General features: G+C 64.3%; 12 protein-coding genes. 9 read left to right on the forward strand and 3 right to left on the reverse strand.

Annotation, left to right across the window (positions count from 1 at the left end; genetic code table 11):
- The first annotated feature begins 67 nt into the window (after positions 1-67).
- The 3 genes from IE158_RS12445 (at position 68) to rnr (ending at position 5,636) form a co-directional block, all read left to right on the forward strand.
- Entirely contained in the window at positions 68-292 is a 225-nt protein-coding gene (locus IE158_RS12445; RefSeq protein WP_189644037.1) for a hypothetical protein, read from the forward strand.
- 66 nt (positions 293-358) lie between these two features.
- Complete coding sequence (locus IE158_RS12450) at positions 359-1,204, forward strand: exodeoxyribonuclease III (protein ID WP_189644038.1); 846 nt, start codon at positions 359-361, stop codon at positions 1,202-1,204.
- A gap of 490 nt (positions 1,205-1,694) precedes the next feature.
- Positions 1,695-5,636 carry a ribonuclease R gene (gene rnr / locus IE158_RS12455; protein ID WP_373295844.1) on the forward strand — a complete coding sequence of 1,314 codons (3,942 nt, stop codon included), beginning with the start codon at positions 1,695-1,697 and terminating at the stop codon, positions 5,634-5,636.
- 146 nt (positions 5,637-5,782) lie between these two features.
- Here the strand turns inward: rnr and IE158_RS12460 are convergent, their stop codons facing one another.
- Positions 5,783-6,874, reverse strand: a complete 1,092-nt coding sequence (locus IE158_RS12460; RefSeq protein WP_189644040.1) for an App1 family protein phosphatidate phosphatase — start codon at positions 6,872-6,874, stop codon at positions 5,783-5,785.
- 139 nt (positions 6,875-7,013) lie between these two features.
- On the opposite strand from IE158_RS12460, the gene IE158_RS12465 reads away from it, so the two are divergent.
- The 6 genes from IE158_RS12465 (at position 7,014) to IE158_RS12490 (ending at position 11,276) form a co-directional block, all read left to right on the forward strand.
- A complete protein-coding gene (locus tag IE158_RS12465; RefSeq protein ID WP_229839113.1) occupies positions 7,014-8,234 on the forward strand; it encodes a S8 family serine peptidase in 1,221 nt (406 codons plus the stop codon).
- A gap of 10 nt (positions 8,235-8,244) precedes the next feature.
- Positions 8,245-8,421 carry a hypothetical protein gene (locus IE158_RS12470; protein ID WP_189644041.1) on the forward strand — a complete coding sequence of 59 codons (177 nt, stop codon included), beginning with the start codon at positions 8,245-8,247 and terminating at the stop codon, positions 8,419-8,421.
- A gap of 113 nt (positions 8,422-8,534) precedes the next feature.
- The gene (locus tag IE158_RS12475) at positions 8,535-9,131 is read left to right on the forward strand and encodes a shikimate kinase (protein ID WP_189644042.1); all 597 of its coding nucleotides are present in this window, start codon (positions 8,535-8,537) and stop codon (positions 9,129-9,131) included.
- A complete protein-coding gene (locus IE158_RS12480; protein WP_189644043.1) occupies positions 9,118-10,191 on the forward strand; it encodes a 3-dehydroquinate synthase in 1,074 nt (357 codons plus the stop codon). Before IE158_RS12475 ends, IE158_RS12480 begins: the two co-directional genes overlap by 14 nt.
- A gap of 42 nt (positions 10,192-10,233) precedes the next feature.
- Entirely contained in the window at positions 10,234-10,662 is a 429-nt protein-coding gene (gene aroQ, locus IE158_RS12485) for a type II 3-dehydroquinate dehydratase (RefSeq protein ID WP_189644044.1), read from the forward strand.
- Positions 10,659-11,276, forward strand: coding sequence for a GNAT family N-acetyltransferase (locus IE158_RS12490; RefSeq protein ID WP_189644045.1), 618 nt, complete (start codon positions 10,659-10,661; stop codon positions 11,274-11,276). The genes aroQ and IE158_RS12490 overlap by 4 nt, the downstream gene beginning before the upstream one ends.
- Before the next feature lie 12 nt (positions 11,277-11,288).
- Here IE158_RS12490 and ffh read toward each other — a convergent pair whose 3' ends face one another.
- On the reverse strand, positions 11,289-12,677 hold the full coding sequence (gene ffh / locus IE158_RS12495; protein ID WP_189644046.1) for a signal recognition particle protein: 1,389 nt from the start codon (positions 12,675-12,677) through the stop codon (positions 11,289-11,291).
- A 49-nt stretch (positions 12,678-12,726) separates the two neighbouring features.
- The coding region (locus tag IE158_RS13645; protein WP_229839114.1) for a hypothetical protein at positions 12,727-12,943 on the reverse strand (217 nt) is incomplete at its 5' end.

A 12,943-nucleotide genomic window follows, 5' to 3' on the forward strand; every position in this document is an offset into this window, starting at 1 on the left:
AACGAGTTCGCTATGTTCAAATGCCCCTCCATCTTATGAACTCAAATCTACGCCGTTATCAATAGAAGTGGACGGGGAACAGGTGCTGCTGTCCAGCAGTCCAGCGCAGAGCGCAGACGGCCCAGACTCAGAATCAGAACCTGGGCTGACCGCCGGAATGCCTGGGCAAGCGGCACAGGCCGTAGATGACCTGCTGGCCTGGCCCCTCAAGCAAAGCAGCTTGGCCCTGGTGCGGTACGGGAACTGGCTGGCCTCAACCACCATTCCCTACGGTGCTCACCCGAGCCGTTAGCCACCTTCCAGGGTCGGCGGTGTATGGCATGGAGTTCCTGGCACGGAATATGCCAAGCTGCGGAGCATGTCTGCTGAGTGTGCTTCCGAAGTCTCCCCCGCGCCTGCAAGTCCCCTCGTCGTGTCTCCCCTGAGTGTGACCACCCTGAACCTGAACGGGCTGCGCTCGGCCCGCCGCAAAGGGCTGGATGAGTGGCTGGCAAGACACGCCCCGGACGTCCTGTTGCTGCAAGAGGTACGTGCCCCAGCCATGCCAGACGTTCTGGAAGCGCTGGGCTACCATTCCGCTTGGCATCCTGCACAGAAGGCGGGCTACAGCGGCGTAGCCATCGCCAGCCGCCTGCCCCTGGAAGACGTGCAGCTGGGCATGGGCCATGAGGAGATGGACGCGGAAGGCCGGCTGATTTCAGCGCGGGTGGCGGGCGTACGCTTTGCCAGCGTATACCTGCCCAGCGGCACTGCCAGCGAAGCCCGCCAGAGCTTCAAAGAGCGGCTCCTGCTGGACTATCAGCGGTGGGCCGACGGGCAGCGCCCGCAGGGTCCGCTGGTGATTGGCGGCGACTACAACATCGCTCACCAGCCCATTGACCTCAAAAACTGGCGCGGCAACCAGAAGAACAGCGGCTTTTTGCCGCACGAGCGCGAGTGGATGAGCGCCCACCTGGCCAGTGGCCTGAGCGACAGCCACCGCCTGCATCTGGGTGAGCGGGCTGAATACACTTGGTGGAGCAACCGGGGCCAGGCCTACGCCAACGACACCGGCTGGCGCATTGACTATCTGCTGACCTCGGGTGTGGGGACAGCAGACGTGTGGGTGGACCGCCCCGCTCGCCTGAGCGATCACGCTCCACTGAGTGCGCGGGTGCAGCCCACGCCGGAGCCGCATCACGGCAAGCTGATTCAGGGCCGATAGAAGCTCCGTTTGGAGGCGTGTTAGAATCGCCTGGCTGCCAGGTGACAGGACAGGAAAAGCACCTCCGCCCAGAAGCGGACCTTTTCGGGCCACCTGAGACAAGCACCTCTGCAACCCGCAGAACTTTCCCTCCGTTCTGGAGCCGGCGGCCTGAGCACCCCGCCTCTTATGCCAAAGCCATAAGGCCAAGTGCCGCAGTTGCCTCAGGCCTGCCCCAGTCAGCGGCGTACACGTGAGTCCATTTCAGCACCGCCCTGCACGCTCCAAATCCGGCCAAGTCCGGAAAGTCAACACCTTCAAGTCTGCCCGCCGTCCTGACAGGTACTTCATGCCAAAAACCAAATCAAAGTCCGCCGCTTCAGAAGAACAGCTTTCCGAAGTGGTGGAAACCGAACAGAAGACCAAGCCCACCCGTGCTCCCCGCAAAAAGGCCGCCAAGAGCGCGACTTCTAACACCTCACCTTCAACATCCCCAAAAAGTGAGGCGAAGGTGGCCAACACAGCCTCCTCCCGCAAACGTGCGGCAGCGGAAGCCAAGCCAAAAGCTAAGGCCGCCGAAGCCGAGCTGGCTGAGCTCGCACCGGTAGAGGCGGAGCCTGTGCGCAGCCCCCGCAAAGCAGCCCGCTCAGCGAAAGCCGTCCCGGCTGTAGATGCTGGCGCGGCTGAGGCTCCTGTACCCGGCCCCGATGGCGCTCCAGCTGAGCCGACTCCCAGCCTGCCGGAAACCGCCGCCAAGCCCCGACGCACGGCCCGTAGCAAGAGCGCTGATGGGAAAAAAGCTTCAGCAAGCGCTGCCAACGCCAAACCTGGCCGCCGCAAGACCGCCAAGATTGAAGCTGAAGAGCCAGTGGCCGAGCAGCCCGCTGCTGACACTGCGCCTGCCAGCTCAGACAGCACCACGCTGCCGAGCGCTTCTGAAGCGGCTGCTCCTGCGGCTGCTGCCAAAAAAACCACCCGTCAGCGCGGCAGCAAGACCGGAGAACCGGCTGCAAAGGAGCAGGCCGACGCCACCGAGGCTACGCCCGCCCAGCCGAAACGCACCACACGGCGCACGGGCCAGCGCAGTTCAGCGCAGGTTGGCAGCAGCGAAGTGGAAGCTTCTGCGGCACCCGCCGTCCCCGTCACCACTGAGTCTCCTGAGCCACTGGCCGACCTGCCCGCAGCCCAGGCCTCTGCCGAAGACGCAACCACACCGGCCACAACCACACCGGCCACAACCACACAGGCCGCAGAGCAACCAGCCGCCGCTCGCCCTACTCGCCAGAGCAAGCGCAAGCAGACCAAAGCAGCCGTGCCTGCAGGCGCAGAAGCGGAAGCCAACGAACCGCTGCTGCTCAAGCGTCCCAAGCGCAGCAAGAGAAAGTCTCAGGCCAGTGAAGAGACGGCAGAACTGGAAAAACTAAGTGGCGTGGAACCGGTGGAGGCCCACAGCGCAGAGCCGCAGCGCGAAGTGGCCGCCCCGCAACCGCAGGACGAACCCTCTGGAGAGTCCAACGACGTCCTGGCGTCTCTGCTGCCCGACCTTCCGGCAGACCCCGACTTGCCCGCGGTCACCACCCAAGCCGAGCCACTCAGCGACCCGGCTCAGGAACTGCTGGTCAGTCAGCTGCGCTCCATCGGACGGCCCATCCATGTCCGCGACCTGGAGAAATCATTCACCCGGCAAAAGGCCAACTTGGTCGGAGGCTGGCGCGAGATTGAAGGCGTGCTGGAAGACCTGACTCGCGCCGGTCTGGTGGTCCGTACCCGCAAGAAGACCTACGGTCTGCCCGGCGCGATGAACCTGGTGCGCGGACGCTTTCAGGCTTCGGCAGCAGGCTTTGGCTTCGTGGTGCCGGACTCTGGCCGTGAGGACTACTACGTGCCTGCAGAAAGCACCCTGGAAGCCTGGAACGGCGACACCGTGCTGGTCCGTCCCGAAGGCCACGGCCCACGCGGAGGGCAACCAGGCCGCCGGGGCAGCCGTTTTGATGGCAACCCGCAGGCCACGGTGGTCCGCATCGTGCAGCGCCATTACTCGCAGCTGGTGGGCACGCTGGAGTTCAGCCACGGCTACCCCATTCTCAAAGCCGACGACTTCCGTGCCCGGCACCGCATCTTGCTGCTCAGCGAAGCAATAGAAGAGCTGGAGACGGGTGCCCGCGTGGTCGTGGACCTTTACTGGCCCGAGGACACCGGGGAGGATGAGGTCTTTGGCCAGGTCAGCCGCGTGCTGGGCGGCGAAGACGACCCCGAAACCGAAACCGAAGCCGTGATGGTCAAGTACGGCCTGCGCGGTGAGTTCCCGCCCGAAGTGCTGAGCGAAGCGGGCCGCATCCCAAGCGAGATTCCCGACTCGGCACTGCGGGGCCGCCTGGACCTGCGCCACCTGAACACCTTTACGGTGGACGGACGCGACGCCAAGGATTTCGACGACGCCATTCATATTGAGCCCACCGACAAGGGCACCTTCCTGGTCGGCGTGCATATCGCAGACGTGAGCCACTATGTGCGGGCGGGCAGCGAGCTGGACGGCGAAGCTTATGCCCGCGCCACCAGCGTGTACCTGCCGGGGCGGGTGCTGCCCATGCTGCCCGAGCACCTTTCCAATGGGGTGTGTAGCCTGGTGCCGAACGAGGACCGCCTCACCATGAGTGCCCTGGTCGAACTCTCAGCCGACGCTGAAATTCTGAATGTAGAGATCAGCCCCAGCGTGATTCACTCCAAGGCCCGCCTCACCTACGATGAGGTCCAGGCCTACAGTGAAGGCACCTCGCCCATGCCGGAGCACGCCCGTCACCTGGAAGGCGACCTGCATCTGCTGCTCAAGGTCACGACCAAGCTGCGCCAGCAGCGACTCCGCGACGGCAGCCTGGACTTCAAGATGCGCGAAGTCAAGGTGGATGTGGACGACGATGGCCGCATGGAACTGATTCCGCTGCGTGAGGAAACGGCGCGCGGCATGATCGAGGACCTGATGCTGCTCGCCAACAAGGTGGTGGCCCACTTCCTGCTCGAGCGCAATGTACCCACCCTCTTCCGTATCCACGAAGAGCCCACGCTCCAGCGCTTTCAGGACGTGTCGCAGGCCATTGGGCGGTTGGGGCTGTCCTTTCCGGGCGGCGAACCCACCCCGCAGGCCTATCAGGATGTGCTCAAGCAGGTGCGCGGCACGCCCCGCGAAAGCGTGGTGAACACCTTGCTGCTGCGGTCCATGCAGCAGGCGAAATATGCCGGCGAGAACCTGGGCCACTTCGGCCTGGCGTTCGACGAGTACCTGCACTTCACCTCACCCATCCGGCGCTACCCAGACCTGATGGTCCACCGGGTGCTGCGCGGCGTGCTGAGCAGTGAACTGCGCCCTGGCAGCCGTGAGGTGGACCAGTTGCGCTCCGTACTGCCCAGTATGGGCGAGCACACCTCCGACCGCGAGCGCAACGCTGCCGAAGCCGAGCGCGACCTGACCAAGTACTATCAGGCCAAGTGGGCGCAGGAACACCAGGGCCTGAGCTTTATGGGAAATGTGTCGGGTGTGGTGGCCAGTGGCCTGTTCGTCGCGCTGGACAACGGCGTGGAGGGCAAGCTTCACATCAGCAACTTGGACGACGACTATTACATCTATCTGGAAGATGCACAGATGCTCAAGGGCCGCAGCAACGGGCGGACCTTCCGCCTGGGTGACGCGGTTGCGGTGACCATTTCGGAGGTCAAACCGCTGGCCCGCCAGATTGATTTCACTGTGCCCGAAGAAGGCACCGAGCTAGAGGAGATTGTCATGAGCGAGAACCAGCCTTCGGGCAACAAAACACAGGGGGCCGGCCAGAAAGTGGGCGGCCAAAAGGTCCGCGCCCGCCGCCGGGAGGACCGCGAGCAGGAGCGCCAGCAAAAATTGTCGAACGTGCGCCCCAGCCAGCCCCGCTTCACCCTGGAAGAAGACACCGGCAAGCGCGGCCCCCAGGCCAGCAGCGGACGTGGCCGTGGCCCCCGCAACGCTGAAGGGCGTAGCCAAGAGGGCCGTCAGGGCGAACGCCCTCACCGTGACGGAGCTCAGGGCCGCTCGCGCACAAGCGGTCAGGGAGGCAGTCGCCGCCGGGTTATCACCTTGGAGCGCCCCCGCAACGAGCACCTGCGTCCGGTGAACATCACCGTGCAGCGGATGTACTTCGGGGACTGGAGCGTGGACAACATGCCCGAGGACGACGGTCAGCAAGGAGGTCGCCCTCGGAACGGCAGCCCGCGCACAGGCAGCCGCCCCGGTGGCCGCGAAGGCCAGGGCCGCTTCTCGCAGGGCCGTGGCCGCAGCGAAGGCCGCAGCAGTGCCCCCAACGAAGCCAGCAACACCAGTGGACCCTCCGGCGGCAACGGCCAAGCCTCCAGCGCCAGCGGAGAGGGTGACCGCCGCCGTCGCCGCCGCCGCAGCCGCCGCCCCGGCAGCGAACCTGCGCAGGGCTAAGTCTGATGCCGGGCAGCTCACTGCACTGAGAGTTCCTCAGTAGAGTCCCCCAGTAGCAGGTCACACAACAGCCAAACATGTAGAAGCCGCCCCGAAAGGCGGCTTCTGGCATGTTGTCTCCTGACCTGATCTCTGGGGCTGACGGCTCACCAGCCGTATTCACGGCCCACCGAGCGCTGCACCCGGCGCATCTGCTCAGGGGTAATCAGGCCCATCGCCATCGCGTGACTGGCGGCGTACAGGCTGTCGGCAGCCAGGACCAGTTCCACACCCGCCTTCTGCACTTCTTCACGCAGCTTCAGCACAGCGCCGTCGGTCACAGCATCCGACACGTCGCGGATATAGACCGCCAGCACTCGCCCCGGATGCCGGTGAACCACCTCGGCGTAGATCTGGGGGTCATGCTCGCCGCTGTCGCCAACCAGCACGAATTTCATGTCGGGAAAGCGTGCAAAAATCTGCTCAATCACGCCGTGCTTGTAGTTGCCGTGCCCAGCCAGCAGGTCAAAGCCCCAGTTGCGCAGGAACATTGGGCCCAGTGGAATCTGACGGTAGCTCAGGAACTGCCAGAGCAGATCAAAGAAATTCCAGGGGCTGCTGGACACGTAAAAAATCGGGTTGCGTCCGCCGCCTTGCTGCACCAGCCCGTGATAAAAAGCCCCCACGCCGGGAAAAGGCAGCCGGGTGCGGGCGTTGCCGGTCAGGGTGGTCATCAGCATGCGCGGCACACTGGTTACGTCCGACTGGATCACGGTGTCATCAAGGTCCGAAATGATCCCGAAGGCAGGACGGTCCACCACCTGCACGCGGGCGCGGCTCACCTCGCCCCGGTCCTCCATACTCAGCGGCACCTCGTACCAGCCTGCAGGCAGGTCACCAGGGCTGAACTGGAGCTTGAAATATCCATCTGGGCCACTCACGCCGCGGGCTTCCTCACCCTGAAAGCGCCCAGTGATTTCTATGCCAGCCACTTCACGCGAGAACAGCCGGCGCATCACATTGAGGAAATTGCGCCAGCGGGCGTCGCCTACGCGGGGCGGGGTGGTCACGCGGGGCAAAAGCACCCGGCCCGGCACTTCGACCTGCTGCGGGGAGCCCCAGCCCACATACGACTGCACCACCAGCTTGCTGCGTGCGCGCCGGGGTTGCAAGTAGCCGCTGACAGCCTGGTCAGCCGCCGTGATCGCTCTCTCGGCGTAAGGGAGCGCTGCTTTGAAAAGGGTCTTGACCAACGTCATATGAAAGCAGTGTAGTGCAGGCTTCTCTCTGCCCTTACTGCCGCTCCTTGGGGGCAACCTTTAGGGATGGCCCCGGGCATGTCCGCCCTCTAGAGAAACCCTCAGAGGGCCGTCAGCTCCCAGCGGCATACTGCGGAGCGTGAACGCCGCCGCTCTCCTAACTGCCTCCGCTGCCCTGCTCGTTTCTCCAGTGACTCAGGCCATCACCGTGCGCCCGGCCACGGTGCCCGCACCACAGATGGTCACTCCGTCACTGGCTCCGCAAACACCACCCAGCTCTGCTGCCCCGGCCAGCACGCGGCCCACTCAGGCGTATGCCCCCGCTTCGGCCCTGGCAGGCCAACAGACCTACCTGCGCGATATTGGCCTGACCCGGGCCTGGACACAGCGCGGCAAGCTGGCTGCGCCGGTCACGGTGGCGGTGCTCGATACCGGCTACACTCCACACCCACAGCTCCAGGGGCGCATGATCAACGGCTACGACTTCGTAAGTGATCCGCAGCGGGCTGGCGACGGCAACGGGCGTGACCGCGACGCGGCGGGCGTAGGACCATACGCCTTTCACAGCGAAATGATCGCGGGCATTATTGGAGCGGAGCATATAGGGCAGGGCATGGCAGGCATCAACCCAGCGGCGCGGGTGCTGGCTGTGCGCGTGGCCGATCAAGAAGGCATGATTCAGGTGCAGGACCTCGCGGACGGCCTGCGTTGGGCCGCTGGGCTGCCGGTGGCAGGTGTACCGCGCAATACGAACCCGGCGCGGATCATTAATGTGTCGCTCTTTGCCGACTGGCTGCCTGACCGGGGCTGTGATCCCCGCATTGCCTCAGCGGTGAACGATGTGACCCGCGCCGGTGCTCTGGTGGTGGTTGGCGCAGGCAACGAGAACCGCGACGCTGGGCTGCTCTCCCCCGCTGGGTGCGCGGGCGTGCTGACTGTGACTGGCGTGCATGGCGGCCAGCGTCCGGACTACGCCAACTGGGGAGCTGCCGTGGCCCTGGCGGCCCCCAGCGGCACTCCGGCGCAAGGTTTGGTTGCCAGCACCGCGCTGGACGCCCGTGGCTTTGCGGCTCCCCTTCATACTCACCGCCAAAACGGCACTTCTTTTGCAGCTCCGCAGGTGAGCGCCGCCGCCAGTCTGCTGCTGGGCCAGCGTCCGGACCTGACACCGACCCAGTTGCGTGAAGCTCTCACGCGCAGCGCCGACAGCTGGCGTGGGCGAGGCTGTGACCCCGACCCGCGCCGCAGCTGCGGCACCGGCACGCTCAATGTGGCCGCCGCCCTGGACTGGGTGAACCGCTTGCCGCCTGCGTCCCCATCTACTGCACCGACCCTGGCTCCTGCTCCAGGGCGGCGCTAAACTGCCGGGCATGTACGCACCTCCTTGGCGCATCTGGCTGGTTACCTTCCTCATCATTGCGTGGGCAGGGCTGGCGATGAGGTTCTTTTTGGTCAAACATGACCCGGTGCTGGGCAGCCTCGCCACCGTCCTGGCCCTGATGAACGCCTTTTTTCTGTGGCAGATGACGCGCCGCCGACGCGAGTAGCTCCCAGCCCAGCCGCGCCGCGCCCCTACTTCTGACCAGGGTGCGGCGCGGCGAATTAACCAAAGCTACCCAGATTACGGCCCTGCACATACCAGCAGCGTAAACTTGAGGTTATGAATCATGCTGGCCTGATTGAACGCCCTGTCACCTGGGTGGCACTGGCGGGCTTTATGGGCACTGGCAAGAGCCGCGTGGGCTGGGAGCTGGCCCGCGCCCTGGCCCTCCACTATGTGGACACCGATAAACTGATCGCCAAGGTGGCCGGCAAAAGCATCCCGCAGATGTTCGACGAAGAGGGCGAGGACTATTTCCGCGCCTGCGAGAGCGAAGTGGTCGAGCGCATCAGCCGCTTGGATCACGCGGTGATCAGTCTGGGCGGAGGCACCTTTATCCACGAGGGCAACCGCCGCTCATTGCTGGAACGCGGCCCCGTTGTGGTGCTTTGGGCCAGTCCGGAGACGGTCTATCAGCGCACGCGGCATTCTGACCGCCCACTGCTTCAGGTGCCTGATCCTCTCTCGCGCATCCGCCACATGATGCGTGAACGCCAGCCGCACTATCAGCAGGGCACCATTCATGTGCACAGTGATGGCCGACCCTCGGAAGAAATCGTAGACGAGATCATCGAGCAGTTGTGGCTGTGGAATGAGCGGCAAGCAGCTGGCCCTGATCCCTCCAGATATGAGAACCTGCGGCATGGCACCGACTGACCTGCCGCCCCTCCATGTGCCCTGGCCCGGCCTGGCCCGCTCGACCACGGTTGAAGTGGGCAGCGGCCTGCTGCGCCGCGTCAGTGTGCCTGAACCGCAGGTCGCCTTGCTGCATGACCGTGACCTGCCCAGCGAGTGGGTGCAGCGTGTGCAACAGGCCCTGAACCCCATCCTGACCGTACCCGTCACTTCCGGCGAAGAAGGCAAGACCATGGCCGAGGTGGGCCGCCTGCTCTCGGCACTGGCGCAGGGTGGCCTGAGCCGGGCAGGGGCCGTGGTGGGTCTAGGCGGGGGCGCGACCACCGACGTGGCCGGCTTTGTGGCCGCCAGCTACCTGCGCGGCGTGGCTTACTACGCGGCCCCCACCACCCTCCTGGGTATGGTGGACGCGGCAGTAGGCGGCAAAACAGGCGTCAACCTGCCCGAAGGCAAGAACCTGGCCGGGGCCTTTTGGCCGGCGCAGGGGGTGTGGTGCGACACTGAGACGCTGGACACCCTGCCGCCGCGTGACTTCCGCTCAGGAGCCGCCGAAGTGTTCAAGCATGGTCTGCTGGCCCGCCCCGAACTGCTGACCCAGGTGCTGCCCTCGACCCTGAGCGCAGGCGGCCTGACCCGCTTTTCCGAATGGCTGCCCGAGTTGGTCCGTAGCGCCATAGAAGTCAAAGCTGAGGTGGTCACCCGCGACCCCACCGAGCAGGGCGAACGGGCCTTTCTCAATCTGGGGCATACACTGGCGCACGCGCTAGAAGCCGTAACCCGACACCGCCTGCCCCACGGCGAAGCAGTGGGCTACGGCCTGCACTTCGCTGCCCTACTCAGCGAGGCACAGGGAGCCCATGACCTGAGCACGTACACGCGCACTTTTCTGCACTGGCAGAACCCAGAACCTCTTCCCCGCTTGCAGCTGAATACCCTGTGGCCCTTCATCGCCCGCGACAAAAAGGCCGATGAGCTGGGGCCGCGCTGGGTGCTGCTGCACGGTCTGGCCCAGCCGTATCTGACCCGGCTTCCGCATGAACAGGTGGCCGAAGTATTCAGGCAATGGCAGCGGGACCTCTAGCCAGAGCACCGGTCAGCCCAGCAAATGCTCTAGCCTGCACCCATGATTCTGGTTCTGAACGGTCCCAACCTCAACCGCCTCGGCACCCGCGAACCGGGAGTGTACGGCAGCGGCACCCTGGCCGAGCTGGAAAGGCTTTGCCGGGACTGGGCCGCCGAACTGGGCAGCGAGGCGCAGTGCCGCCAGAGCAACCACGAAGGCCAGCTGATTGACTGGATTCAGGTGGCTGAGGAAGAAGGCTTCCGGGGCATCGTACTCAATCCGGGAGCATTCACGCACTACTCCTACGCCATCCGCGACGCCATCGCTGGGCAGCCCCTGCCGGTGATTGAGGTGCATATCAGCCATGTGGACGCTAGAGAGGAGTTCCGGCACGTCAGCGTGGTGGCTCCCGTCTGCCGGGGCAAGCTGAGTGGCTTCGGCTTTCTGGGCTACCGCCTGGCGCTGCAAGCCCTGCTGGAACAGCCATGAAACGCGTGCAGCCTGTCACGCTCACCGGCCATCTGGTCCAGCTGGAACCGCTGCGCCCCGAACACCATGACGCCTTGGTCGGAGCGGCGCAGGACGGCGAACTGTGGCGGCTGTGGTACACCACTGTCCCTGAACCTTCGGGCATGGCCGCCGAAATCGAGCGGCGGCTGCAGTTGCAAGAGTTAGGGCAAATGGTGGCCTTCACTATCCGCCGCCTGAAAGACGGCCAAGTCACCGGCATGACCAGCTACATGAATATTGACCAGAGCCTGCCCCGCGTGGAAATTGGCAGCACTTGGCTGGCCGCCAGCACTCATGGCAGCGGCCTCAATGCCGAAGCCAAGCTGCTTTTGCTGACCCACGCCTTTGAAGAACTGGGCTGTCCAGCGGTAGAGCTGCGGACCCACTGGCTCAATACCCAGTCACGGGCCGCCATCGAGCGACTGGGAGCCAAGCTGGACGGCGTGCTGCGGTCACATACCCGCGCCAAAGACGGCACCCTGCGCGACACCTGTGTGTACTCCATTACGCAGAGCGAGTGGCCGGCGGTCCGCAGTGGCCTGAACTACCGCCTGTGCAAGCACACAAAAGAGGCCCACACTGGGGCCTCCTAAGTCTGTAGCGCGTTATTTCTTGGGCGGGCTGCGGAAGCCTTTGCGCTGCGGCATGCCTGGCAGGCCACCCATTCCGGGCATTCCAGGCATGCCAGGCATACTCGGCATCTTGCCGTCCTGCATGCCCTGCAGCATCTTCATCATCATCTTCATCTGCTCGTGCATCTTGAGCAGCTTGTTGACATCGGCCACCTCGTGCCCGGAGCCTTTTGCAATCCGCTCGCGGCGGCTGGCATTGATGACGCGGGGGTTGCGGCGCTCTTCCAGGGTCATGGCGCTGATCATGGCGTCAATGCGCTGCACCTGCTTTTCGTCAATGGTAAAGCCCTCAGGCAGGGCGCGGCTCATGCCAGGGATGAGCTTGATCAGTTCGCCAATCGGCCCCATGCGGCGAATCTGGCGCAGCTGGCTGAGCAGGTCGTCCAGGTCAAATTCCCCGGGTTGCTTGTCGGTGGGCCCGGTCAGCTGCGCGGCTTCGGCCCGCTCAATCAGGCCCATCACGTCGCCCATACCCAGAATGCGCCCGGCAATGCGGTCCGGGTAGAACGGCTCCAGGCCGCTCAGTTTCTCGGACACACCTGCAAAGTAGATGGGGCGGCCCGTCACGCTGCGGGCACTCAGGGCCGCGCCACCACGGGCGTCCCCGTCCAACTTGGTCATGATCAGGCCAGTCACGGCCACGCGCTCGTCAAAGTTCTGAGCCACGTTCAGGGCTTCCTGGCCGGTCATGGCGTCCACCACCAGCATGGTTTCGGTGGGTTGCAGCTCGGCCTTGAGGGCCGCCAGCTCATTCATCAGTGCGGCGTCGACCTGCAAGCGGCCAGCCGTATCCACAATCACCAGGTCAGCAGGCTTCTCAGCGAGTTGCGCTTCGATGCGTGCCTTGGTGGTTGCGGGGGCCTCACCGTCTTCCACCTTCAGGACCGGCACGCCCACTTGCCGCGCCAGCACTTCCAACTGGTCACGGGCGGCGGGACGCTGGGTGTCGGCAGCCACCAGCAGGATTTTCTTGCCCTGCTTCTTGTACAGCTGCGCCAGCTTGCCGCTGCTGGTCGTCTTGCCCGCACCCTGTAGGCCCACCATGAACCAGACATTGCGGCCCTGTTGCAGCGTAGGCTCGGCCTTGTCCCCGCCCAGCATGTTCACCAGCTCATCGTGGACCAGCTTGATGATGGTCTGACCAGCGTCCAGCTCACCGCTTACGCCGCCCACCTTCTGGCCCACCATCTGCTCACTGACCGCCGCCACAAAGTCCTTGGCGACTCCAAAATTCACGTCCGCTTCCAGCAGCGCCATGCGGATCTCGCGCATGGTCGCCTTGACCTGCTCTTCGCTCAGTTTGTCCTGACCACTCACCTTGGCCAGAATGTCCTGCAACTTATTTCCGAGGGATTCAAACATACCTGGTCAGGCTAGCACGCAGTGCCTGGCAAGCACGGGCGAAGTCCCCTCAAGGCTTACGCACGAGTTGGATGCCCATAATATGCTCCGCGCCACCTTCTGACTCCCGAACAGTGTACCGCTCCATAACATTGAGCAAGTCCTGAAAAAAATCTCCAACCTCATTACTCTTCAAACTTATAGGACGCCAATAAACGATGGTAAGTAGCTTCCGGGTGTAGATTGCATCATATTGCAATTCCCCAGTTGGCTCCACCAACTGCCCT

Source organism: Deinococcus piscis, assembly GCF_014653275.1.
Taxonomy (GTDB): Bacteria; Deinococcota; Deinococci; order Deinococcales; family Deinococcaceae; genus Deinococcus; species Deinococcus piscis.